Here is a 24,425-nt window from a genome sequence, read left to right on the forward strand (position 1 = left end):
CCTTTCTAAATGTTGGTTTGGTCACTTACATTTTACTAAATAGGACGATTTTTTTGGACATTTTTAAAACTTTTTGAAAAAGAGGCTGCAGAAAGTCAGTTTCACTGACTTTCTGGACAGCCCTTTTATATTATAGTACAGCTATTTTTGTAAATCGGCTAAGTGCTGCGTTTTGATAATAGACTGTATAAGGAGTTTATAGATGATACGAAGAATACTCATTGGTATATGTGTAATCTTACTATTAATTGGTGTTGGGATAATTATGCGAGAAAAGCCAAAGGGATATAAGGAATATAAGAGTTTTACAGAATTGCAGAAATATGAACGAGAAAATATAGATTATCGGATTAAAGCCTATCATCGCAATCCAGAAATATTAGTGATGGCGATACATGGAGGAAATATAGAAATTGGTACAGGTGAAGTAGCTGTCGATCTCGGAGAAAAGCTGAACTCCAGCACATATGTATTTGAGGCACTGAAACCAAAGGATAACCAAATGCTTCATATTGCATCAACCTTGTATGATGAACCGACCGCAGTCAGTATGGCCAAGGAAGCAAAAACCATTTTATCTATACATGGATATCATGACGAAAAAAAAGAAAACGTATATATCGGTGGCAGAAATGACGAATATAAGAAAATCGTGAAGAAATACTTGAAAAAAGAAGGATTTCATGTAGAAGAAGCACCTAGGAATCTCAAAGGAACACAAAAAAATAACATCGTAAACCGAAATGAATTGGGAGAAGGTGTTCAATTAGAATTATCTACAAAGCTAAGAAAAAGCTTTTTTAAAGATGATGACTTCGCAATGAACAATAGAAAACAGGAAACAGAAGAATACGATAAATTTGTAGAAGCTTTGGAAAAAGCAACTTTAAAGTATAAGCAAAAAGAATTGGAGTAACAAATGAAAAACCATATTGATTAAATATGGAAAAGGCATCCGAATGGGACATTCGGAATGCCTTTTGTCTACAATCTGAGGCACTAAAATTAGTTCCACTTATTATCTTATTGTGCAATCAATAACTCTTATATATTCTAAACTTTTTGGGGAATTGTTTCACAATTGCAACAGTTATTGTGTCCGCCATTTGCACCGGCTAGATGAATATGAATAGAATTCAAGCAGAGGTAATGCCAGCAAATGAGATTTCCAAAAAAATTCTATTAAAAAATGGTTTTATGAAGGAAGGATTGCTAAGACAAGCGAACGTTTGGTCTGGAAAAGGAATAGTTGATTTAGAAATATATAGCATACTTAAAGAGGACTATATGAATAGTAATTTTTAAAATATATGGATATTTCCATATAATAAGAAAACACTTACGAATTCCTGGCAATCATGTTAGCGTCACTCAACATAACAGGAGGGGTTCGTAAGTGTTTTTCACTTTACTAGGATAGTTATTTTCTACATGTTGAAAAAAGTACATCAGAAATGCGTTGTCCCTTGTGTGAATATCTGTCTGCCCTTGTCCAGGACTGGAGAACAGGGAAGATATGTGATTCACTAGTCTTAAACAAACTTAGTCTTCCTTCTTCAGCTTTTCTTAAGGTAGTTGATGAAGGAGCTACTTAAGATTGGGAACCAATCTAGCTAACTTAATTCTGGGATTGTGTTGAAATCACAGAAAGTGGTGAAGGGACATAAATATTAACTTTTAACTAGCCATTTTAATCGTCCTGTCAGGTTCTTTCTTTGATTTGGCTACAATCAAACCGATTAAAAATCCGATTAGGCCTGTGACAATCCAGCCAGCGCCATTTTCAAATAATGGAATGAAACCAAAGATGTTATTAATGGTTTCCGGTGCAATAATGCCGTCCTTTAAAGCATCAAGAATGGCAACAAATCCCACGCCAATCATTGTTCCAATATAAACCGATTGATGACCTTTAAACAAATTATTTGTAAATATTAAAACGATTAAAGCAATGGCCAATGGATAGAGTAAAAGCAAAATAGGAGATGCTAATGTTAGAATTTTGTTGAGACCAAAGTTTGTAATGATTAAGCTAAAAATGGAAAAGAGAATTAACCACTTTTTATAAGAAATGGAAGGGACAATTCTTTCGAAGTATTCGGATACAGCTGCTAAACAGGCAACATTTGTTGTGATTCCTGTTAAGAATATAATGGTCCCGATGATATAAATTCCGATCTGTCCGAATAGAACTTTTGAGCTTTGTGCTAACACTTCTCCGCCATTTTCCTTAAACCCAATGGCGTCGACGCTTGAAGCACCAATCCATGCCATTGAGGTTTGCAGCCCGACCAAGCCGATAATAGTCACGATTCCTGCTTTAATAAATATCTTTGATACTTCCTTTTCAGACTTTATTCCTAAGGAACTGATCGATTTAATGAAAATTCCTCCAAATACAAAGGCGGCAAGAACGTCCATCGTGTAGTAGCCTTGTACAAACCCTTTCAAAAAAGCGTCAAAGCTTTGAATATACTCTCCTTGAGGTTGTCCAATACTTCCCATTGGTGTAAAAATTGACTTTCCAATTAGCAATAATAATAATATTGCAAATATAGGAGTGATTATTTTTCCAAGCCGATCGACAAATTTTGTTGTATTCCATGAAAGCAAGATCGTTAGTACGATAAATATCGTAGAGAAAATAAACAAATAAAGACTGCCATCTGATTTCATTTCTACTAAAGGATGTATGGCAATTTCATATACGACAGAAGTTGTTCTCGGGATTACATAAATTGGCCCAAGCGCTAAGAATAGTAAAATTGAGAATATGGTAGCGAACACGGGGTGAACTCTTCCTGATAGTTTTTCAACTGTTCCTCCTCCGCGTGTTAAAGCTATGATAGCTAGTAAAACTAAGCCTACACCTGTAATTAAAAATCCACCCATGGCAATCCAAGTATTTGTTCCTGCCTGTTGGCCTACCATCGGAGCGAATATAACGTTACCAGCGCCTAAGAACATAGCAAAGAGCATGAGACCAATTACAATCACTTGCAAAAATGATACTTTCTTTTCCATTGATTCTCCTCCTTAAGATACAAATCGAGGATGACATTTAATAAGGAGGGATGGATATTCGTCCTCCGCTCTATTATAAATATTATAGTAGTATTATAACATTTCAGTCATCTTAGTTTTTACACTATTCATTTTTTACTTAATCTTCCTAAAATAAAGGCTCCAGCTCCAATTCCAATTAGTGTATTTGTTTTTTTAGAAAACACCTGTTTTGCAACAAGATTGAGATTTTGTGGACGTTCAGCTAATCGGCGCATGAAATAGCCATACCAATCATTTCCGAATGGGACATATGTGCAGAAATTATAGCCTTCCTTGGCAAGCTTAAGCTGTAAATCTTTTCTAAATCCATACAGCATTTGGAATTCAAATTTTTCTTGCGGAATATTATTCTTTTTCGCAAAATTTTTCACATGATCTATGACATGGTGGTCATGGGTTGCGATTGATGTGAATTTCCCGTTTAACAAGTGATATTCAATTAGCTTGATGTAGTTTCGGTCAATATCTTTTTTGTCTTGATAGGCTAAGTTTTCAGGCTCCTTATAAGCACCTTTTACGATTCTTAAGCGATAGTTTTCATATTTTTTTATGATTTCTTCAGATTGATAGAAGTATGCTTGAATGACTGTGCCGAGATTATCATATTCTTTCGAAAGCTCATCGATAATATCAAAAGATGGCTGCAGATGGCCATAATCCTCCATGTCAAAGTTAATAAAAATATTATACTCGTATGCTTTTGCAACGATTTCCCTTAAGTTCTCCAAACAGAAGCCATATTCAATATCTAAGCCAAGCTGGGTAGGCTTTAAGGAAATATGAGCATCCAAATTATTTTTATGAATAGCCTCAATAACGCCCAGAATTTGATTCATAGCCTCTGTTGCTTCCTTTTTTTCAAAAACAAATTCACCTAGATTATCGATTGTTGCCGAAATGCCATTTTCATTTAACTTTTTGACGCTTTCGACCATTTCCTCTATATTTGTTCCGGCAACAACAGATTGGGCGCCAAGTTTTAGTCCCCATCTTTTTGCCCCGCTGTTAAGAACTTTATTTTGTGATAGCATCATAAAGAAGTCTCTTGTTAAAGCCAAAGTAATTACCTCCATTTTTTGCACTTGCTGCTGCAGTGACAAGCACTTTTCCAATTTATAATTTGGTTAGATTATTTTAATAGAAATCCTTCTGTATATGGATCTGTCTCATCTAATAAGAATTTATGAACGCCTGTTACCCATGCAGATCCTGTGATTTTTGGAATGATGGCTTCATATCCTTTTACGTTTGTAAAATCAACGACCTCCCCTTTAAACTGTGATCCAATGATGCTTTCTTGAATAATTTGCTCATTTAGTTCAAGCTTCAAGGTTGATAGTTTTGCACATGTTCCTGTTCCGCAAGGGGATCTGTCGATTTGGCCATCTCCAAAAACAACGGTATTTTTATAATGATTTTCATCTAGCTGAAGGCTGAATTCAACAAGGTCAATGGTCGTTATTTCCGGAATTTCGGGATGCTCAATAACCAATTGTTCATTTGCTGCCTTCCTGATGGCCATGCCAATTGCCGCGATTTGATCTTGTTCATCAATGTCTAATTTAAAATTGAATTGTTCAGCATCCACTATGGCGAAAAAACTTCCCCCAAACGCAATATCCATCTTAATTAACCCTAAGTCTTCTACTAAAACGCTTACATCCTTTTTAAATAAAAACGCTGGAACATTAATAAAGGAAACTTCTTTCACCTTATCGTTTTCGTATGCTACATGGCATTCAACAATACCAGAAGGCGTGTCAAGGAATACCTTGTCCTTTTTAGCGATGAGGCCATTATTTATAGCAATTGTGACAGAGGCAATCGTACCATGACCACACATGTTCAGATAACCGCCGCTATCCATAAATAGGACACCGAGATCGCAATCAGGATTGCATGGCGGTGTTAATATGGCACCGAACATATTTAAATGACCTCTTGGTTCATGCATTAGAAGTTTACGAATATGGTCTAATTCGGATTCTAAATATTGTTTCTTCTGCATCATTGTATTTCCTTGAACGCTAGGAAGACCGTCAACAATAATTCTGGCTGCCTCTCCCATCGTATGGGCATCAATTGTTTGAATATAATTTTCCAAAGTTAACATCATATTTGCAACCTCCTGATGATATTAATGGTGACTACGTAGCTAATGTGCAAATTTTATGCCAACTTGAATAATTAGGGATAATTGTAATATTGCTAACGATTTCTAGTCCTTGTACAATAGGAAGTGTTCATTAAATTTACACTTTTGTAAATACACCTTTACATTTACAGTAGTGACAGTGGGAGGTGCAAGGAATGAAAGATTTGTCATTGGATCATTCCTTTAATTATTTAAATGCTTTAATGGAAACAAGTTCTGATGCTATAACAATTATTAATGCATTAGGGGAAGTGCAATATTGGAGTGCACAGGCTGAACAAATTTATGGAGTCCCGCTCAAGGATATTAAGCAGAAGAAAATAAGCAAGTTTTTTAAAATAGAAGATTTGAAAATACTCGAGATACTAGAAACAAAGAAAGCCGTTTCGAATGTGTATCATCAGCCAAGACCAGATATGCATGTTTTGATTAGCTCCTCTCCCATTTTTGATGATAAGGGGAATTTAATAGGAGCTATCTCGATCGACCAAGACATAACAAATATTGTGAAATTAAATGAGAAGTTAACTTTAACGACAACCCAATTACAAAAAATAAAACAACAGTATCATTTGCATGAACAAATAGGTCCATTATCAGAAATTAAAGGGCATAGTGATGCTTTACAAAATGCAAAGGGCTTAGCTATAAAAGTTGCGAAAACGGATGCTACGGTTTTAATTCAAGGGGAAAGTGGAGTAGGGAAAGAACTATTTGCGCAAGGAATTCATGAAGCCAGCTTAAGAAAGAATCAGCCTTTTATTCCGATTAACTGTGGCGCTATTCCGGATGCTCTTTTTGAAAGCGAGTTTTTTGGCTATGAAAAAGGATCTTTTACAGGTGCAGATAAGGAGGGGAAAGCAGGAAAAGTGGAGATGGCGGACGGTGGTACTTTATTTTTAGATGAAATTGGTATGCTTCCACTTGATATGCAAGTGAAATTATTAAGGGTTCTCCAGGAAAGAGAAGTTTGTCGCATTGGCGGAAATACCTCGGTAAAAGTGAATATTAGAATCGTTGCAGCGACGAATAGCGATTTAGAAGAAATGGTCAAACAGGGGACATTCCGAGAAGATTTATATTATCGTTTAAATGTTGTTACATTGAAGATTCCCCCACTTCGAGAGAGAATTGATGATATTCCGGAATTGGTCAAAAATTTCGCTCAAGAATTTGCTGTCAAATACCAAAAGGAGCTTCCAACGCTTATGAATAGTGCAATGGATGTATTTATGAGCTATAAATGGCCAGGAAATATAAGAGAACTAAGAAATGTTGTGGAGAGAATGATCATCTTTATTGATAAATCTGCAATCAATGCGGAAGATATCATTAATATATTTCCTAGTATTAAACAGGAAAATATGAATAAGGAAGGATTAGCCCTCGAGAAAGCAACATTGGAAAAGGATAGAATTATAGAAGCCCTTAACGAAACATATGGAAATAAAAGCGCTGCAGCCAAAAAATTAGGTATTTCCAGGGTAAGCCTCTACAATAAAATAAAACAATTTGATATTAAAGTTTGAAAGCTTTTAATGCTAGAAAAAGAGGATGAGCGTTTAAAATCTCATCCTCTTATTTAAATTTGTTTGGAACTAGTTTTGCTTATTCTAAAAAACTGTTAAATTGCAAGTATCTTATTAGATCCAAGTCATTCTTACGCTCTCCACTTAAAAAACTTCGCACCAACAGCAAATGTTGCGATCCCCCATAATACAAGTACTCCGATATTAACCCAAAAGCTCGAGTTCATGATCCCAATGCCATACACCATACTATCTCGAATCCCGTTAGCAAAGTAAGTGAGCGGGGAAATGACGGCAATGGGTTTTATATAGCTAGGGAGCATAGATAACTCGAAAAAGATGCCGCTTAAGAACATCATGAGTAAGCTGAAAATATTGGCTAACCCCATATAACCGTCCATTGATTTCGTAAAAGCCGAAATCATAAAGCCGAAAGCAGAGAAGGTAATCGTTCCGACGATAAAGACGATTAGAAAAGAAAGAATATTTAAATGTAAGGAAGCTTTAAAAAAGAAGACGCCAATGAATGTGAGGATGATAATTTGAATGATTGAGAGTATGAGGCGAACTAAAGTCTGGCTTAGTCCAAATGTACCCATCGAGATGGGTATCAGCATTAATCGTTTTAAAAGACCATTTCTGCGCATTTCAATCATACCAACCATCCCAAATAACCCTGCTTGCCCGATGGATAAAGCAATCATCCCGGTGAAAAGGAAATCCACATATTTCAGCGTATCACTTCCAGAAGAAATATATTTTGTCTGCAAAGTAAGCTGAGGACTTACATTTGCAATTCGATAGTTCACTTCTTGAAGAACACCGTTAAGAATACCGCCCATTGCTTGATTCAGTATGGAATTTTCTTTTTCTTTATTTAATAGCAACTCTACACCCTTTGCGTCAAGACTAGTTGGAAGAACAATTGCTGCATCAATCTTTTTTTCTTTTAGCCACTCCGCTGCCTCTGCACGGCTAACTGTCGAATCCTTTTCCCATGTGAGTACTGGTATTTGTTTCAATACTAATTGTATGCCGGATGCAAGTTCATTCGGTTCTTCCATAACTGTTACAATATGAGCCTCAAAGGTAGATTCGCCGTCATTGGATCCACCGAAAATAGTCAGGAAAATAACCATAAGTAAAATGGGAAAAGCGATGGACCAGCCCCATACTGCTTTTTCGCGGAACGTTGATTTGAAATTCGCCTCAAAGAGCTTACGAAACTGTTTCATTTGTTTAGTCCCTCCACTCTTTCCCTGTAAATGTAATAAAAACATCCTCTAGGCTTAAATCTTTAATCCCAATTTGCTGAACGAGGATTTGATTCTCTGTCGTATATTTAAAAAGATGATAGAGTGATTCTTCTGGGCTTGCTGTTGAAAAAATGAGCTTGTTTTGCTCTGTATGCACTTTTGTTACCCCGGGATACGCTTTAACCATCAGAACCATTTTCTGGGCGTCTTTCATACTAGAAGGAAAAGTCAGGTGAATTTCACGTTCTTTTGCTAAAAGTTGTATTAAGTTCTGCGGAGTATCTAGGGCAATGATTTTGCCTTGGTCAACAATACAAACACGATCACTTAGCTTTTCGGCTTCTTCCATATAATGCGTTGTTAAAATGGTCGTTTTTCCTAAGCCTTTTAGTTTGAGGATAATATCCCATATGTTTCTGCGTGCTTGCGGGTCTAGTCCTGTTGTCGGTTCATCTAGGAATAGAATATCAGGATCATTGACTAGTGCGATTCCAATCGCCAGCCGCTGCCTTTGCCCGCCAGATAAGGTTTTGACAAATTTTTTTCGATGGTCGGTTAAATTAATAAATTCCAAAACCTCGTCAATGGAGCGTGAACGTTCATAGAGCCCTGCAAACACATCTAAACTTTCGTATACGTTAAGTAGGTCAAACAAGGCACTCGTCTGCGGCTGGACACCGATGATTTGCTTAATGGGCGTTGAATCGCCTTTCCAGTTCATTCCCTTCAGTTGGATTTCTCCGTTATCTGGTTTTTGCAGCCCCTCAATCATTTCCAGTGTTGTTGTTTTCCCGGCACCATTAGGACCAATAATCGTAAATATTTCACCAGCTTCTACGGAAAAGCTAATTGAATCCACAGCCACTACCGATTGAAACGACTTTCGAAGCTCCTTTACTTCCAAAATGGGCAATCCAATCCCCCCTTTAATGATCAAAAAAAATCATACACAGGTTAATTGTATTCTTTTGGAAAATGGAATTATTCCCTTTTAAGTAACTATTACTGCATTGGCCTTCTTGATATTTCTTGTGGTAGGATTCGGTTTTGTTAAGGATATAATACTCTTTTTTATGGGGAGCCTTGATTATAAGCGTATGATTTTAGGACTGATTGATATTATGTGGGTTTATTTCTATATAGATTGTTTTTGCTTTAGCAGGCGCGAGTCCGGTTACAGCATGGCAGAGCTATGGCTATTTGTTAGCTAATAGGAAAGTTTAATGTGTTCACAACTTATTTATAAGAGGTGTTGACAATAGTAGAGGTTTTGTTGACAAATATACAACGAATCTTATATTGTAATTATGAAACTATATATATTAGATTCTTTTGGGTGAAACAGCTAGATATAAGCCCATTGATGTTAATATTTCTTAAAGTAAAAAACACTATTATTCTCTAATCCGAAATTAGGAGGTGGGACTTTGGCAGATAGGGAACTGAATATAGTTGACCATCTAGATGAATTACGAAAAAGACTAATTATTTCTGCATTGGCCTTCTTGATATTTCTTGTGATAGGATTCGTATTTGTTAAGGATATTTTTCTTTTTTTTACGGGGAGCCTTGATTACAAGCTTATGGTTTTAGGGCCGAGTGATATTCTGTGGATTTATTTCCATATAGCGACTGTTTTTGCTTTAGCATGCACGATTCCGGTTACAGCATGGCAGCTATGGCTATTCATTAAACCTGCTTTAAAGCCCTTCGAAAGAAAAGTTGCCTTAATGTATATTCCTCCTATGTTTTTACTTTTTCTCGGAGGATTAGCATTTGGCTATTTCTTTATTTTTCCTAACATTATGACGTTTCTCCTTCGCTTAGGAGAAGATTTAATGGCTGCTTCCTTTACGGCAGAAAAATATATCAGTTTTTTAATTAACATGACATTGCCATTTGGTATCGCTTTTGAATTACCACTTGTTTCTATGTTCTTAACGACTCTAGGCTTAATGAATCCTAATAAAATAGTCAAGATAAGAAAATATGCGTATTTCATTCTAGTTATCATTGCTGCTATGATTTCTCCTCCGGAATTCATTTCGCATATTTCGGTTGCGGTCCCTTTGATACTATTATTTGAAATTAGCATTTTCTTATCAAAAATAGTCTATAAACGCAAGCATAGGTACGAACAGGACTAATTTTTTGTGTTAACCTAAATCGGACTTCACAGGAAGTTTTGACAATAAACTTGAAAGGGCTATTAACAATGAAAGGAAAGTTGAGTATGTCCGAAGACAGAAAAAATAATTGTATTGGTTTGTTGTTAAAAGAATTATTAAAGCAACGTTCATTTTCCATGAGAAAGCTTAGTGAGCTGACAAAAATTGATACAGCTACGATATCACGGATTATTAACGGTAAAAGAAAAGCAACCCCAGATCATTTACATAAATTCTCAGAGTGCCTTGATGTTCCGGTTACTACTTTATTTTCAGCTGCCGGTTATCTTAATAAGCAAAAACAAGAAAAGGCTTATTCCGAGGATATTTATTTATCTGTAGAAAGTGCTCAACATTTCTTCAAATCTTCTAATATATCGAATAATAAGTTCACGATTGAAAGTGTTGAAAACCACTTAGAGACTTATCAGCAATTTTCTCAGACAGACGAAGGGAAAGAAACGATTCTAAATGGCTTTGAGGAAAAGGTGAAGAAATTAGGAAGTATAGGACCATTTATTAGTCAAGTGCAGGAGATGTTTGATCAATTCCGTTCAATGAAGGCAATGCCGCAGCAATTGGCAGTGATCGGAAGTGCACTATTGTACTTCATCTTGCCACTAGATGTAATCCCTGATTATCTTCTGCCTATTGGGTATTTAGATGATGCCATTGCAGTACAACTTGTGTTAGAGGACATCACGAAAAAATTTCCAGCTTAATATGTTTTCGAATAAAAGCGAAACTCTTGAATGAAAAAATATTTGAACTTAAACCGAGTCGAACTTGACTTGGTTTTTTTTATATTCAAAAAATTAAGACTTTCAATTAAAAATTGGCATAAAATTTGCATTTACTAATTATATAAGAACGAAACTATAAATTTTTAGGAGGAATCAAAACATGATAAAAGATGTGAATGTTATTCAAGAATTAATGGACTTAGATAAGAAACATTTTCTGCATCCGACCTCTCCTATTAAACAACAGCAAGATCATGGACCATCCTTTATTTTTACAGAAGGAAAAGGGGTCATGCTTAAAGACGTGGAGGGAAATACGTTAATTGATGGGATGTCTTCTCTGTGGAATGTGAATGTAGGGCATGGAAGAGAGGAATTGGGGAAAGTGGCAATGGAACAAATGTCAAAGCTCGCTTTCTCATCATGTTTTGCTACTTATAGCAATGAGCCTGCTATTCGATTAGCAGCAAAGCTTGCCCAAATTGCCCCGGGAGATTTAAATGCCACATTCTTTACTTCTGGTGGTTCAGAGGCGAACGATACAGCCTATAAATTAGCTCGTCATTATTGGATATTAAAAGGGCAGCCGAATAGAAAAAAGATTATATCTCGAACGAAGTCCTATCATGGAGTTGCCATGGGATCGACAAGTGCTACAGGTTTGAAGCCTTTTCGTGACTTTATCAACTCTTTTGATCCAGATTTCTGCTATGCAGATCACTTTTCAACTGAGGATTTACGTAATGTAATTGAAGCGGAAGGGCCGGAAACGATTGCTGCCTTTATTGCAGAGCCAGTACAAGGAGCAGGAGGGCTTCATGTAGCACCGGAAAACTATTTTAAGGAAGTTAGAAGCATTTGTGATGAGTATGGCATTTTATTTATCACAGATGAAGTGATAACAGGGTTTGGCCGAACTGGAAAATATTTTGGAATTGAACATTATGGTGTGACACCAGATATGATGTGCTTTGCGAAGGGAGTAACTAGTGGGTACGCACAATTAGGAGGAGTAATGCTTTCGGAGAAAATTCATCAAGATTTTACTGAGCTTTCGACAGGCACTCTTTTGCATGGCTATACTTACAGCGGACACCCAATGGCTTGCGCGGTTGCGTTAAAAAATATTGAAATCATTGAACGGGAAAATTTAATAGAAAATGCTGAAATAATGGGAAGCGAAATGCTTAAAGGGTTCAGGTGGATTCAAGGCGAGCGGCAGATCGTTGGCAAGGTAAAAGGTCTAGGATTAATGGGTGGAATTGAAATTGTTAAAGACCGACAGACAAATGAGAGGTTTCAGACACCTGTAGCTCCTATCATTGTAACGGAAGCGGCCAAGCGAGGACTTATTTGCAGGTCAGTCGTTTTCGATAATCAAGATACTGTTGTATTCTCACCGCCTTTAATCATTAACAAGGAAGAAATGGCAAGAATGATTGATATCCTTCATGATACTATTGCTGCAGTAGAAACCGAAGTTTTAATATAACTGCTTTTTAAACTAGCCAAAATATTAGAGTTCCATATGTTAGAAGAATATAATAAAGTAGTAAAACAATAATAGCAATTAAAGTTAAAGGAGAGACCACAGATGAAGAAGAAATTATTCATTAATGGAGAATGGATGGAGGCAAGTAAGTATGCATCCCTTAGCTCTCCTTACAGTGGAAATGTTATAGCAGAGATACCGGCAGCAACGGTTGAAGAGGTTGATATGGGGCTTGAGGCTGCTTTTCAGGCGAGAAAAACAATGGCTGCTATGCCAAGCCATCAACGTGCTCAGATTTTAGAAAAAGTGGCTTCCCTATTAGAAAAGCGGGCAGATGAAGCCGCTGAGATCATTGCCGCAGAGGCAGCTAAACCGATTTCAGCCGCACGAGCGGAGGTTGCCAGGACGGTTCAGACATATAAATTCGCTGCAGAGGAAGCGAAACGAATTCATGGAGAAACGATACCGCTTGATGCAGCACCAGGCGGAGAAGGAAGAATTGCTTACACAGTTCGTGAACCAATTGGAGTGATTGGGGCGATAACACCTTTTAATTTTCCTATGAATTTAGTTGCTCACAAAGTGGGGCCAGCCATTGCGTCTGGTAATTCCGTTATTTTAAAACCAGCAAGTCAAACACCGTTATCTGCTTTGTTTATTGCGGAATTATTTCAGGAAGCGGGGCTGCCAGCTGGAGCGTTAAATGTCGTAACAGGAAGCGGTTCGTTAATTGGAGAAAAGCTTGTGAAGGATGATCGGGTAAAAAAGATTTCTTTTACCGGCAGTCCTGCGGTGGGGATTGGAATCCGAAATAAAGCTGGATTAAAGCGTGTTACGCTGGAGCTCGGATCGAACGCGGCGGTTATTATAGATAAGGATAAAAATATTGATAAAATCATTTCGCGCTGTGTCTCAGGTGCCTTTGGTTTTCAAGGTCAAGTTTGTATCTCCTTACAGCGAGTTTATGTCCATGAAGAACAATATGAAGCATTTGTTGAAAAGTTTATTACAGCTACGAAGCGGCTAAAGATCGGTGATCCGCTTGATTCAAAGACGGATGTTTCAGCTTTAATAACGCCAAAGGATGTACAGCGTACCCTTGACTGGATTGAGGAAGCAAAGCAGCAAGGAGCAAAAGTTGCAGTGGGAGGAACAGCGGAAGGCAATATTTTATCACCTACCGTTCTATTAGAAGCAGATTCTTGCTTGAAGGTTTCTTGCCAGGAAGTATTTGCCCCGATAGTGTTAATTAATAAAGTGAAATCTGTGGACGAGGCAATTGAGCTTGTGAATGATTCCCGATACGGGCTTCAGGCTGGTATTTATACGGATAATGTTCATACCGCCTTAACAGCTGCAGAGCGATTGCATGTAGGAGGAGTCATGATTAATGACATCCCTACCTTCCGTGTGGATCATATGCCGTATGGTGGGGTTAAAGAAAGTGGCGTCGGCAGAGAAGGCATTAAGTATGCGATTGAAGAAATGACAGAACTAAAATTAGTTGTGTTTAATAGAAATTAATAAAAAAAGACTGCAATATCTCTATCAATTAAAGGATATTGCAGTCTTTTTTTCGATTTTTATGGTTTCTTCCATGGATATCGGTCAGATTTTAAATATATCGGTCACTTTCCAGATATATCGGTCAGATTTTGAATATATCGGTCACTTTTCAAGATATATCGGTCAGTTAAAGAATTAACCGCCACTTTTCCAATATTTCCGCCGCTTCCGAATAGATATCCGCAACTAAATTATTCTCAGAAAAAAATCCTTCGTACAATTTCAATAATGAAACATAAACTTTCAATTTTGAAAGATTTTAATGATTTTATAAACCCAGAACATCCAATAATCTGAAAAATCAATAAATATTAAACTGGCATGGAAATTGCAATATTAATAGTTCGATGGACATGAAGTCCTAGTCGGGCGAATGCCACAGGATGTGGCGTTCATGAGCGCGATAAATACTTACAGTGAGGTGAAGTTCATTGGCCCGTTATGAATACGGCGGTGACGAGTTTATTTTTGTTGAATTATCTGAGGCAATGAGTCTGGAAACGAATTTTCAGGCAATGGCCATTACAAAGACTTTAAGAGAGGGAAAGCTACCTGGAATACTGGATATTTGCCCCTCAAATGCTTCCTATATGATTCGATTTAATCCAGATATCATTCACCCTGACGAATTAATTTCAAAATTGAAAGAACTTGATCAAGAGGTGTCCTTAGAAAATTTTGAAATCACAGCCCGTGCAGTTGATGTTCCGATTTTATTCGAGGATCCTTGGACGCACGAAGCGTTGATGCGTTTTAGAGACCGACATCAGGACCCAACAGCGACAGATCTTGAATATGTGGCCCGTACTAACGGCTTTCAATCAAAAGAAGAGCTAATCAAAGCTATCACGGATAGTCCTTATCTCGTCTCAATGATTGGTTTTGTTCCGGGTTTACCATGGTGCTATCAAATGGTTCCGAATGAACAGCAAATCGAAGCGCCGAAATATGTTCGTCCTCGAACGTATACGCCGGAGAGAGCATTTGGATTTGGAGGTGCATTTGCTGTTATTTACCCGGTACAAGGTGCAGGGGGTTATCAATTGTTTGGCACTGCAGCAGCACCGATTTTTGAAAAAGAACAGCGTTTGCATGATTTCAAAGAATCGATGACCTTCCCTAGACAAGGGGATGTTTTCAGATATCGAAGCATTTCGATGGAAGAATACGAAGAAATTCGAAGTGAAGTTGAAAATGGAGATTTCCGTTATTTAACAAAGGAAATTACCTTTAAACCGCAAGATGTACTTGAAAATCCAAAAGCATTTTCAGATTCCGTGCTAAGGAGGCTGTACGCATGATTAAAGTGATTAATCCTGGGCTTCAAACAACTGTTCAAGATCACGGCAGAATTGGTCATTATGAAGTGGGAATGCCTCCATCAGGTGCAATGGATAAATATTCTTACTTGGCAAGTAATTTACTTGTTGGAAACAAGGATCATGCTGCCGTTCTTGAGATCACCTATATGGGACCGGTCTTAGAATTTCAACAAGATGTAAACGTTGCCATTACGGGAGGAGAGATGCCGCCAAAAATCAATGGTCAGTCAGTTCCTATGTGGGAGACGCTAGCGATCAAGGCTGGCGATGTACTTTCATTTGATTTTATTAAACAAGGAGCACGTGTATATTTAGCCGTTGCGGGCGGGATTGATGTGCCGCTGATCATGGAATCACGGTCTACCTACACATTGTGTGGCATTGGAGGCTTTGAAGGACGTGCTCTTCAGGCAGGAGATGAATTGAAAATCGGCGGAGAAAACGAATCAGAGATAGCCGTTGGAACCCGTATAAGTGATGAACTTATTCCGACGTTTTCAAAAACAAATGAGATCCGTGTTGTTTTAGGATTGTGCAGTTATCGTTTAACAGAAGAAAGTAAGGAACGCTTTTTCTCAATTGACTGGACAGTTACTCCAGAAGCGAACCGGGTTGGTTATCGTTTTAAAGGAGAACGCTTGAATTTTGTTGAGCGTGAACAGCCATTTGGAGCAGGCAGCAATCCATCAAATGTTGTTGACCTAGGCTATCCAATTGGGTCCATACAGGTACCTGATGGCGTCGAACCGATTGCTTTATTAAATGATGCGGTGACAGGCGGAGGGTATGCGACGATTTGTACCATTATTAGTACGGACTTAGATAAGATGGCCCAAATCAAAACGAATGAAAAGGTTCGGTTTGTGGCTGTCGATATTCACGAAGCGCTTGAGATACGAAAAGAATATCAAGGCAAAATCAATCAAATGAAGCAGCAAGTATTAGGACATAAAGGAGGAGTAAAAAATGGCTGAGCAAAAAACAGTGCTAACTCCCATTCCCGGAGTGTTTTACCGTAAGCCAGCTCCTGATAAGGATGTATATGTAAAAGAAGGAGATGCGGTTAAGACAGGAGACGTAATTGCCCTTGTAGAAGTGATGAAAAATTTTTATGAAATTAAAGCGGAAACAGAGGGAGTCCTTGCACAATTCTTTGTTGAGGACGAAGACCTTCTCGATGCAGGACAGGAAATAGCTGTCATTATCGAACAATAAACATATTTGTAGAGGCTGTGATAATGAGTATGGCTGAAGGATGCCATAACAGCATTATGATGTAACAAAGCCTTTGTGATAAGGAGGATAAAGGGAAGATGAGCTATTTTCGAAAGGTGCTAATTGCAAACAGAGGAGAAATTGCGAGGAGAATCATTCGCACCTGCAAAAAGCTTGGCATCGATACAGTCGCTGTTTATTCTGAAGCTGATGCAGAGGCGCCACATGTTAGTGAGGCAACTGAGGCCGTATGCATCGGTCCAGCTCAAGCGAAAAAGAGCTATCTTTATGTAGAAAAAGTCATTCAGGTAGCAAAAGAAACAAATGCCGATGCTATCCATCCTGGGTATGGATTCTTATCTGAAAACGCAGAATTTGTACGCCGTTGTGAAGAAGAGAATATTGTCTTCATCGGTCCTTCTGCAGAAACAATACGCCTAATGGGCAGCAAGCTTGAGGCTCGTGTTCAAATGAAAAAAGCAGGTGTGAAGGTAGTACCGGGCACAGATAGAAGCCTTGATTCTGTAGAGGAGGCAGTACTAGTTGCGAATGAGCTTGGCTACCCGCTTATGCTAAAAGCAAGTGCTGGCGGTGGCGGTATCGGAATGCAGCTCGTTCTTGATCAAGACGAGTTAATAAAGGTGTTCGATGCGACGAAGCAAAAAGCGAATTCATTTTTTAATGATGGCACTGTTTTTTTAGAAAAATGGATTTCGAAACCCCGTCATATTGAAGTACAAATCGTCGCGGATACTTATGGAAATGTCTTGCATTTGTTTGAAAGAGAATGTTCTGTGCAACGCCGAAATCAAAAGGTGATAGAGGAAAGCCCATCACCATTTTTAGATGATGCCCTGAGAAAAGAGCTGCTGGAAGCCGCCATTCGTGGTGTAAAGCAAATCAATTATACAAATGTAGGCACAATGGAATTTATTTTTGATGAAAATAAAAATTTCTATTTCCTTGAAATGAATACCCGTCTGCAAGTAGAACATCCAGTAACGGAAGAAATAACAGGGCTGGACTTAGTTGAATGGCAGCTGAAGATTGCTGCTAAAGAACCATTAGCTGTTTCACAGGAAGAGATCAATAAGACAGGTCACGCGATTGAATGTAGACTTTATGCGGAAGATCCTTATACTTTCTTCCCAAGTCCAGGGGTCATTTCCGGTTTGGAATTGCCAAAAGATGAAGCCAGATTTGACTTTGGCTACACAAACGGTAGTACGGTTACTCCTTTTTATGACGCGATGATTGGAAAAATTATTGTTCATGGTATATCTCGTGATCATGCCATCGACAAAATGCAAAAGGTCCTTGAAGAGATGAACATACATGGAGTGAAATCAAATTTGCCGCTCCTCAAAAAAATAATGAGAAATGACCAGTTTATAAATGGGAGCTACACGACCGAATTTTTAAATGAAAACAAAGGTCTCTTAGTTGAGAGGTGACACGATGTATAAAGTAGATTTGAACTGTGATATGGGGGAAAGCTTCGGCCTTTATGAATTGGGCAATGATGAAGAGATGATGAAGTACATTACCTCAGCCAATATTGCATGTGGCTTCCATGCCGGAGATCCGCATGTTATGAGGAAGACGGTGGAGCTCGCAAAGAAATATGATGTAGGAATTGGCGCACATCCGGGATTTCCCGATTTATTAGGTTTTGGCCGTCGCTATATGACTTGCACGCCATCAGAAATTAAAGATTATGTCATATATCAAGTAGGTGCACTAAAAGAGTTCTGTTCCGCAGAAAATGTTAGAATCCAGCATTGTAAACCGCACGGAGCATTATTTATGAAAGCAGCGGAAGATAAAGCACTAGCTCGGGCGATATTAGAAACAATTCATGCGATTGATCCGAAAATGATAATCTTTGCTCTAAATCAGTCTGAGATGATGGAAGAAGCGATAAAAATGGGAGTGCCAGTCGCTAAAGAAGCCTATGCAGACCGAGAGCATACAGAAAATGGATCCATTGTACTGACGAGAAAAGGTACACAAATCACTGATTATGAAGCGATGGCGCAGAGAGTTGTCCGAATGGTGAAAGAGGAAAGAGTCATCACCTACGATGAAAAAGATGTTTCTATAAAAGCAGAAACCATATGCATTCACGGGGATACACCGGGTGCTCCTATTTTGGCCAAAAAAATTGTAGAAGCATTAAAAGAGGACGGCGTCGAGATTGTTTCGATTAAAAGTATGATTTAGTCCTTTCCTACAAGTTAAGAAAGTTTAAATTGCCAGCGCAGAAGATGATTCGACGTAGTTGCCAATTTTAGGAATTGCTTCATTGAATTTATGGATGTAGGTAATTGCAATGGATGGAATTCAAAAAAGGTTGTTTCAAAAGAGGAAATGATCAAGCTAATTCATGAACAAATGCCACTCGAACCAATAGATCCCAATTACTTTGGAGAGGTAGCTTCGCGTTATCGATACAAAGGAATAGACGAAGAAATAGGTGTGATCTCTTCTGTGACTGAATCTTTTTACAGTTCATGTACGAGAGCGCGGTTATCAGTGGATGGTCAACTGTATTTATGTCTATTTGCGACGAAAGGATTTGACTTACGAGAGTTATTACGTTCAGAAGCTAGCGATATTCAAATCAGAGATAGAATAATAGAGATTTGGAAAGGCTGGTATGATCGATATTCTGATGCACGGTTATTACAAACAAATCAACCGAAGCGTAAAAAAATCGAAATGTCGTATATCGGGGGTTAATGTTTCAAAAAGGCAAAGTGGTAAGAACAAAGTTTGTGATTAATTATTTGAATATTATGATTATGCAAAAAGAATGCGAGTTAAAATTGTTTTTAAGGAGAGATCGCTTTGAAAATTGAGCATTCATATACTTTCAAAAGTATCCCAAGAGAAGTGCTATGGAGAACCATTCAAGATAAGGAGGTGTTGAAAAGAACATTACCAGGCTGTAAGTCTTTTGTTGAAGTGGAGGACAATGTATTTGAATCGGAGCTAGGTATTAGTATTGGTCCTGTTAAGGGAATATTTACAGGTGATGTCCGCCAGGTAGATAGGAAGGAGCCTGAGTTTTACCGTCTGCTAGTTACTGGTAAGGGCAAGCCGGGTGAGATTGATGCTGATGCGGAAATGGTTCTATTGGAAACAGAGGAAGGAACCGTTCTTCAATGTCTTGCAGATGTGAAGTTAACAGGCATTCTAGCTTCTGTTGGACAGCGCGTTATGAGTGGGATAGCGAAAGTGGTTATTGGTCAATTTTTTAAAGAGATTGATAAAGAGGCGAAGCAACTGGTCTAACATAATCAGATATTGATTGGGAGGTGCAGGAGATGGCAATTGAAAATGTAAATGTAAAGGTGAAAATCAACGGAAAAGAAAGATGCGCGAAAGTAGAACCGCGAACGCTGCTTACGCACTATATTCGTGATGATCTTGGTTTGACAGGAACACATATAGGCTGTGATACGAGCCAGTGTGGCGCATGTTCAGTGATGGTGGATGGTGAAGTGGTGAAATCATGTACGGTGCTTGCCGTACAAGCGGATGGATCAGAAATTACTACAGTTGAGGGACTTGGGGATGTGAATAATTTGCACCCGATCCAGCAAGGTTTCTGGGAAAAGCACGGATTGCAATGCGGCTACTGTACGCCTGGTGTCATGATGGCGATGGTTGGTTTGTTAAAGCAAAACCCAGATCCGAGTGATGAGGAAATCCGTGAAGGTCTTGAAGGTGTCATTTGCCGCTGCACAGGCTATCAATTTATTGTGGAAGCTGTCAAACATGCAGCGCAGATAATGAGAGAATCGGAAGTTCAATTAGTTGGGGAGGAGCGCTGATCATGAAAAAGGTTGTAGGTGCTCGACTGAAGAGAAAAGAAGATCCAAAGCTCATAACAGGTAACGGCTATTTTTCAGATGACATACAATTACCGGGAATGTTGCATGCAGCTATTTTGCGAAGCCCGCATGCTCATGCCATGATTAAGAGCATCAATGTGGAAGAAGCCTTAAAGGCACCAGGAGTAGTCGCGATTTATACCGGAAAAGATTTAGAAGGGAAAATTGGCCCTGTTCCTTCATCATGGCTTGTCCCGGGATGCAATCTGAAAGAAGCCCCACAATATCCACTGGCGATTGATCGGGTGCGATATGTTGGAGACGGTGTCGCACTTGTCATTGCGGAAGGGCGTTATGCTGTTCGCGACGCCATGTATTTAATTGATGTGGAATACGAAACTCTTTCTCCAGCTGTTGGGCAGAAACAGTCCATGCAAATTGATGCGCCTCTTGTCCATGACGATATAGAAAATAATATCGCGTTCCATTGGAAAGCTGGAGAGATACCTGAAGAGGTTTGTGAGAATGCAGAAGTAGCTATTCGGCAAAGCTTCTATATTCAGCGAGTAGCTCCGAGTCCAATAGAAACACGTGCAGCAATTGGTCAGTACAATCCTGGAAGCGGGGAATTAACACTTTGGTGTACGTCCCAAAATCCTCATATTCATCGCATGGTTTTATCCGGAGTACTCGGGATCTCCGAAGCAAAATTACGCGTGATTGCCCCAGATATGGGCGGCGGTTTTGGCGGAAAAATTGGTGTATATCCTGATGAAGCACTTGTTGGCTATGCAGCTCGTGATTTAGGTCGTCCTGTGAAATGGATTGAAGAGAGAAACGAACACTTTACGGCTTCAAACTATGGACGAGATGAAGTCCTTGACGTGGAGTTATTTGGGAAAAGGGACGGAACTCTAGGTGCGATTCGTGTGAAAAATACACATAATGTTGGTGCGTATTTATCCACGATGGGACCAGGAGTGTCAACCATTGATTTTGGTTTAATGGTAACAGGATGTTATAAAATCCCTTATGCTTCATGTGAAACGTTTGGGGTGTATACAAATACAACACCAACTGATGCTTATCGTGGGGCAGGGAAGCCTGAAGCAACATATCAGATTGAACGGGCAATCGATTTGTTCGCAAAAGAAATCGGGATGGATCCTATTGAGCTTAGAAGGAAAAACTTTGTACAAAAAGAAGAGTTTCCTTTTACAAATGCACAAGGACTATTATATGACAGCGGTGATTATGAAAAACCGCTAGCAAAGGCTTTAGAAATGCTTGATTATAACAAATTCCGAGAAACACAGAAGGAATTACGTAAGCAAGGAAAATTAATTGGAATTGGATTCTCTACTTATGTTGAATTATGCGGTTTTGGTCCGTCAAAGGTGGCTGGTGCAATCGGATTCCAAGGGGGAGTTTGGGAAAACGCAACTGTTCGAGTCCATCCGTCTGGAAAAGTAACTGTTTATTCAGGAACATCTCCACATGGCCAAGGACATGCAACAACCTTTGGTCAAGTCGTTGCAGAAAAACTAGGCTTACCTATGGATGACATTGAACTCGTCTTTGGAGATACAAAGGCAATTTCTATGGGGTGGGGGACATATGGTTCCCGTTCAGTAGCTGTAGGGGGGACTGCAGTTTCCATTGCGACTGATCGCGTCATCGAAAAGGCAAAGAAAATTGCCGCTCATGAGCTTGAAGCGCCAGTAGAAGATTTAGTATTTGAAAAAGGAATCTTTTCAGTGAAGGGTGCTCAAGGATTTGAACGAACATTTCAGGAAATAGCAAAATCGGCAAATATGGCTTGGAATTTACCAGAGGGTCTAGAACCCTCACTTGAAGCGCAGTCCTTTTTCGATCCAGAAAACTTTGTTTATCCGTTTGGCGCACATATTGCGGTTGTCGAAGTTGATAAAGAAACAGGTCAAATCGAAGTCAAGCGTTATGTGGCAGTAGATGATGTTGGTCGTGTCATTAATCCACTGACTGCTGAGGGACAGGTTCATGGGGGCATTGCTCAAGGGATCGGTCAGGCTCTTTGGGAGGGAGCTGTTTATAACGAAGAAGGGCAGCTTCTAACGGGTACATTTATGGATTACGCATTGCCAAAGGCGCGTTTCTTCCCTGAAATCGAAACAGCCTTTACGGAAACACTATCCCCGGTTAATCCACTTGGTGCAAAAGGTATCGGAGAAACAGGAACGACTGCATCGACTCCTGCGATCATGAATGCAGTCATGGATGCGTTAGAACCATATGGGATTAAAGATATTGAAATGCCATTGACACCTGAAAAAGTGTGGCGGGCGATTTCGGAAAGTGAGGGCAAGTGATTTGATACCTTCTAAATTTGATTATGTTCGCGTAAATTCAATTGATGAGGCAATCCAGCAATTGAAGCAATTTAACGGAGAAGGAATGCTGATTGCTGGGGGACATAGCCTAGTGCCACTATTGAAATTTAGATTATCGGAGCCGGGAGCTCTGATTGATATTAGCCGTATCTCAGAGCTTAAAGGCGTACGCAAGGAAGGGGACCGTATTGTCATTGGTGCTCTGACTACCCATTTCCAAATTGCGAATGACCCGATCGTAAAAGAATATATTCCGGTATTATCCGAAACTGTGCGTCAAATTGGTGATTTGCAGGTGCGAAATCGAGGTACGATTGGCGGGAATATTGCCCATGCTGATCCGGCAGCTGATTTGCCTGCTGCTGCCTTCGTCCTTGATGCTGAAATAGCTATTCATGGAGAAGACGGACCGGAAACGATGAATATTGATAGTTTCATTGTGGGACCGCTCATTACGATGCTGCCTGAAAACAGCGTATTAACAAGTATCTCTTTTGCCATTCCGCCAGCTCATACAAATGCAGAATATCTCAAATTTTCCCATCCGGCATCAGGTTATCCGGTCATTGGCGTTGCTGTTGTTGCAGGAGTTGGGGAAAATGATGTCATTGATTACATTCGAATCGCCATTACTGGTGTTGGAAATGTTGCGTATCGGGCAACTTCTGTAGAAGAGAAACTTTTAGGCCAAACGTTGTCACAAACCTTGTTAAAAGAAGCTGCCCAATTAGCAGCTGAAGAAGGCGACATGGCAAGTGATCTATTCACTTCTGAAGATTATAGAAGAAACCTGTGTAAGGTGTATACAGAACGTGCATTAAAGTCAGTATTTTATAGCAATTGATAGATGAATAGAATAGGGGCGCATCTTCTATAAGAACGCCCCTTTTTGATTTCAAAAAAATCTTGGCTTTGTAAGGTAACGATGTTGATTTATGAAATTATCGTGAGTTTGCAAAAAGGATAATAAAGGCTACAAATTACGCCAAATCGTGACCGAGGACTAGTAAAAAGGAAGAAACCGGTCACGAATAACACTTAATCGTGCCCGTGGATTGGAAAAAAGGAAGAAATCGGGAACGAATAACGCTTAATCGTGCCCGTGGGGTAGTAAAAAAAGAAGAAACCGGTCACGAATAACGCTTAATCGTGCCCGTGGATTGGTAAAAAGGAAGAATCCGGTCACGAAAAACGCCAAATCGTACCGCAAATTAGAAAAAATGAAGAAACCAGTCACGAATAAATGCCTATCTCCATTTGAAAAGAAGTTATGGATGTAATCGCATATAAGATTCGAAAAATAGGCATTTACCAACTAAAATTCTTTTAAATAATATTTCCAAGGAGCTAATAAGATGTATGAAAATGAATTAATTATTGAAGCGATTGACCGGACGCGAAAATCAGGCCGAAAATCTGCACTAGCAACGGTTGTCAGTGTTGGCGGTTCAGCTTACCGACGAGAGGGGGCGAAAATGCTTGTTGATGAGGAAGACAACATGATTGGGATGATTTCAGGTGGCTGTCTAGAGTCAGATGTCGCTGAAGTGGCAAAATCTGTGATGAAGTCTGGTACCCCTATATTAAAAACGTATGATCTGGATGAAGACCTTGTATGGGGGCTTGGGCTTGGCTGTCCCGGTACAGTGAAAATTTACATTGAACCTGTCGAACCTGAAGCAATATAAGACAAAAAGTAAATGAA

21 protein-coding genes and 2 pseudogenes are annotated in these 24,425 nt (G+C 39.1%); 18 read left to right on the top strand and 5 right to left on the bottom strand.

Features of this window, described 5'->3' with window-relative positions:
• The first annotated feature begins 202 nt into the window (after window positions 1–202).
• Together KHA94_RS09780 and KHA94_RS09785 are read left to right on the top strand one after the other, a co-directional pair.
• Window positions 203–916, top strand: a complete 714-nt coding sequence (locus KHA94_RS09780; protein WP_249365417.1) for a poly-gamma-glutamate hydrolase family protein — start codon at window positions 203–205, stop codon at window positions 914–916.
• A gap of 203 nt (window positions 917–1,119) precedes the next feature.
• Window positions 1,120–1,305: pseudogene (locus tag KHA94_RS09785) on the top strand (GNAT family N-acetyltransferase); the annotation flags it as partial.
• 372 nt (window positions 1,306–1,677) lie between these two features.
• Here the strand turns inward: KHA94_RS09785 and brnQ are convergent.
• From brnQ to KHA94_RS09800, 3 genes are all read right to left on the bottom strand, one after another.
• Window positions 1,678–3,024, bottom strand: a complete 1,347-nt coding sequence (gene brnQ, locus KHA94_RS09790; protein WP_213101926.1) for a branched-chain amino acid transport system II carrier protein — start codon at window positions 3,022–3,024, stop codon at window positions 1,678–1,680.
• A 128-nt stretch (window positions 3,025–3,152) separates the two neighbouring features.
• The gene (locus KHA94_RS09795; protein WP_249365460.1) at window positions 3,153–4,100 is read right to left on the bottom strand and encodes a proline dehydrogenase family protein; all 948 of its coding nucleotides are present in this window, start codon (window positions 4,098–4,100) and stop codon (window positions 3,153–3,155) included.
• Window positions 4,101–4,195: 95 nt separating this feature from the next.
• Complete coding sequence (locus tag KHA94_RS09800) at window positions 4,196–5,182, bottom strand: proline racemase family protein (protein ID WP_249365418.1); 987 nt, start codon at window positions 5,180–5,182, stop codon at window positions 4,196–4,198.
• 194 nt (window positions 5,183–5,376) lie between these two features.
• Between KHA94_RS09800 and KHA94_RS09805 the strand changes: the two genes are divergently transcribed.
• Complete coding sequence (locus tag KHA94_RS09805) at window positions 5,377–6,750, top strand: sigma-54 interaction domain-containing protein (protein ID WP_213101928.1); 1,374 nt, start codon at window positions 5,377–5,379, stop codon at window positions 6,748–6,750.
• A 131-nt stretch (window positions 6,751–6,881) separates the two neighbouring features.
• Here the strand turns inward: KHA94_RS09805 and KHA94_RS09810 are convergent, their stop codons facing one another.
• Both KHA94_RS09810 and KHA94_RS09815 read right to left on the bottom strand, forming a co-directional pair.
• On the bottom strand, window positions 6,882–7,985 hold the full coding sequence (locus tag KHA94_RS09810; protein ID WP_213101929.1) for an ABC transporter permease: 1,104 nt from the start codon (window positions 7,983–7,985) through the stop codon (window positions 6,882–6,884).
• 4 nt (window positions 7,986–7,989) lie between these two features.
• Window positions 7,990–8,919 (bottom strand): ABC transporter ATP-binding protein, encoded by a 930-nt coding sequence (locus tag KHA94_RS09815; protein WP_213101930.1) that lies wholly within the window; start codon window positions 8,917–8,919, stop codon window positions 7,990–7,992.
• Window positions 8,920–9,433: 514 nt separating this feature from the next.
• Here KHA94_RS09815 and tatC point away from each other — a divergent pair.
• From tatC to KHA94_RS09890, 15 genes and pseudogenes are all read left to right on the top strand, one after another.
• Window positions 9,434–10,153, top strand: a complete 720-nt coding sequence (gene tatC / locus KHA94_RS09820; RefSeq protein WP_213101931.1) for a twin-arginine translocase subunit TatC — start codon at window positions 9,434–9,436, stop codon at window positions 10,151–10,153.
• Between the two features lie 86 nt (window positions 10,154–10,239).
• Window positions 10,240–10,896 (top strand): DUF1232 domain-containing protein, encoded by a 657-nt coding sequence (locus KHA94_RS09825; RefSeq protein WP_213101932.1) that lies wholly within the window; start codon window positions 10,240–10,242, stop codon window positions 10,894–10,896.
• A 181-nt stretch (window positions 10,897–11,077) separates the two neighbouring features.
• The gene (locus tag KHA94_RS09830; protein ID WP_213101933.1) at window positions 11,078–12,409 is read left to right on the top strand and encodes an aminotransferase family protein; all 1,332 of its coding nucleotides are present in this window, start codon (window positions 11,078–11,080) and stop codon (window positions 12,407–12,409) included.
• A 102-nt stretch (window positions 12,410–12,511) separates the two neighbouring features.
• Window positions 12,512–13,933, top strand: a complete 1,422-nt coding sequence (locus KHA94_RS09835) for an aldehyde dehydrogenase family protein (RefSeq protein ID WP_213101934.1) — start codon at window positions 12,512–12,514, stop codon at window positions 13,931–13,933.
• Window positions 13,934–14,406: 473 nt separating this feature from the next.
• Entirely contained in the window at window positions 14,407–15,276 is an 870-nt protein-coding gene (locus KHA94_RS09840) for a 5-oxoprolinase subunit B family protein (RefSeq protein WP_213101935.1), read from the top strand.
• A complete protein-coding gene (locus tag KHA94_RS09845) occupies window positions 15,273–16,271 on the top strand; it encodes a 5-oxoprolinase subunit C family protein (RefSeq protein WP_213101936.1) in 999 nt (332 codons plus the stop codon). Before KHA94_RS09840 ends, KHA94_RS09845 begins: the two co-directional genes overlap by 4 nt.
• On the top strand, window positions 16,264–16,512 hold the full coding sequence (locus tag KHA94_RS09850; protein WP_213101937.1) for an acetyl-CoA carboxylase: 249 nt from the start codon (window positions 16,264–16,266) through the stop codon (window positions 16,510–16,512). Before KHA94_RS09845 ends, KHA94_RS09850 begins: the two co-directional genes overlap by 8 nt.
• Window positions 16,513–16,610: 98 nt before the next feature.
• Window positions 16,611–17,966, top strand: coding sequence for an acetyl-CoA carboxylase biotin carboxylase subunit (locus KHA94_RS09855; RefSeq protein ID WP_213101938.1), 1,356 nt, complete (start codon window positions 16,611–16,613; stop codon window positions 17,964–17,966).
• Window positions 17,967–17,970: 4 nt separating this feature from the next.
• Complete coding sequence (locus KHA94_RS09860; RefSeq protein WP_213101939.1) at window positions 17,971–18,735, top strand: LamB/YcsF family protein; 765 nt, start codon at window positions 17,971–17,973, stop codon at window positions 18,733–18,735.
• Window positions 18,736–18,813: 78 nt separating this feature from the next.
• Window positions 18,814–19,254, top strand: a pseudogene (locus KHA94_RS09865) (GTP 3',8-cyclase MoaA family protein); the annotation flags it as partial.
• A gap of 108 nt (window positions 19,255–19,362) precedes the next feature.
• Window positions 19,363–19,809: an SRPBCC family protein gene (locus KHA94_RS09870; RefSeq protein WP_213101941.1), complete on the top strand. Its 447-nt coding sequence runs from the start codon at window positions 19,363–19,365 to the stop codon at window positions 19,807–19,809.
• A gap of 32 nt (window positions 19,810–19,841) precedes the next feature.
• A complete protein-coding gene (locus KHA94_RS09875; protein WP_249365419.1) occupies window positions 19,842–20,351 on the top strand; it encodes a (2Fe-2S)-binding protein in 510 nt (169 codons plus the stop codon).
• Between the two features lie 2 nt (window positions 20,352–20,353).
• Window positions 20,354–22,699 (top strand): xanthine dehydrogenase family protein molybdopterin-binding subunit, encoded by a 2,346-nt coding sequence (locus KHA94_RS09880; protein ID WP_213101942.1) that lies wholly within the window; start codon window positions 20,354–20,356, stop codon window positions 22,697–22,699.
• Window position 22,700: 1 nt separating this feature from the next.
• Window positions 22,701–23,564, top strand: a complete 864-nt coding sequence (locus KHA94_RS09885) for an FAD binding domain-containing protein (RefSeq protein WP_213101943.1) — start codon at window positions 22,701–22,703, stop codon at window positions 23,562–23,564.
• A 511-nt stretch (window positions 23,565–24,075) separates the two neighbouring features.
• Window positions 24,076–24,408 carry an XdhC family protein gene (locus KHA94_RS09890; RefSeq protein WP_213101944.1) on the top strand — a complete coding sequence of 111 codons (333 nt, stop codon included), beginning with the start codon at window positions 24,076–24,078 and terminating at the stop codon, window positions 24,406–24,408.
• Window positions 24,409–24,425: the final 17 nt, after the last annotated feature.

This window comes from Cytobacillus citreus (genome assembly GCF_018343665.1).
Taxonomy (GTDB): Bacteria; Bacillota; Bacilli; order Bacillales; family Cytobacillaceae; genus Cytobacillus; species Cytobacillus citreus.

What these genes read in the sequence shown, in the direction of transcription:
- KHA94_RS09780 (WP_249365417.1), top strand. Translation starts at nt 203, where the DNA reads ATGATACGAAGAATACTCATTGGTATATGTGTAATCTTACTATTAATT.
- brnQ (WP_213101926.1), bottom strand. Translation starts at nt 3,024, where the DNA reads ATGGAAAAGAAAGTATCATTTTTGCAAGTGATTGTAATTGGTCTCATG.
- KHA94_RS09795 (WP_249365460.1), bottom strand. Translation starts at nt 4,100, where the DNA reads ATGATGCTATCACAAAATAAAGTTCTTAACAGCGGGGCAAAAAGATGG.
- KHA94_RS09800 (WP_249365418.1), bottom strand. Translation starts at nt 5,182, where the DNA reads ATGATGTTAACTTTGGAAAATTATATTCAAACAATTGATGCCCATACG.
- KHA94_RS09805 (WP_213101928.1), top strand. Translation starts at nt 5,377, where the DNA reads ATGAAAGATTTGTCATTGGATCATTCCTTTAATTATTTAAATGCTTTA.
- KHA94_RS09810 (WP_213101929.1), bottom strand. Translation starts at nt 7,985, where the DNA reads ATGAAACAGTTTCGTAAGCTCTTTGAGGCGAATTTCAAATCAACGTTC.
- KHA94_RS09825 (WP_213101932.1), top strand. Translation starts at nt 10,240, where the DNA reads ATGTCCGAAGACAGAAAAAATAATTGTATTGGTTTGTTGTTAAAAGAA.
- KHA94_RS09830 (WP_213101933.1), top strand. Translation starts at nt 11,078, where the DNA reads ATGATAAAAGATGTGAATGTTATTCAAGAATTAATGGACTTAGATAAG.
- KHA94_RS09835 (WP_213101934.1), top strand. Translation starts at nt 12,512, where the DNA reads ATGAAGAAGAAATTATTCATTAATGGAGAATGGATGGAGGCAAGTAAG.
- KHA94_RS09845 (WP_213101936.1), top strand. Translation starts at nt 15,273, where the DNA reads ATGATTAAAGTGATTAATCCTGGGCTTCAAACAACTGTTCAAGATCAC.
- KHA94_RS09850 (WP_213101937.1), top strand. Translation starts at nt 16,264, where the DNA reads ATGGCTGAGCAAAAAACAGTGCTAACTCCCATTCCCGGAGTGTTTTAC.
- KHA94_RS09855 (WP_213101938.1), top strand. Translation starts at nt 16,611, where the DNA reads ATGAGCTATTTTCGAAAGGTGCTAATTGCAAACAGAGGAGAAATTGCG.
- KHA94_RS09860 (WP_213101939.1), top strand. Translation starts at nt 17,971, where the DNA reads ATGTATAAAGTAGATTTGAACTGTGATATGGGGGAAAGCTTCGGCCTT.
- KHA94_RS09875 (WP_249365419.1), top strand. Translation starts at nt 19,842, where the DNA reads ATGGCAATTGAAAATGTAAATGTAAAGGTGAAAATCAACGGAAAAGAA.
- KHA94_RS09880 (WP_213101942.1), top strand. Translation starts at nt 20,354, where the DNA reads ATGAAAAAGGTTGTAGGTGCTCGACTGAAGAGAAAAGAAGATCCAAAG.
- KHA94_RS09890 (WP_213101944.1), top strand. Translation starts at nt 24,076, where the DNA reads ATGTATGAAAATGAATTAATTATTGAAGCGATTGACCGGACGCGAAAA.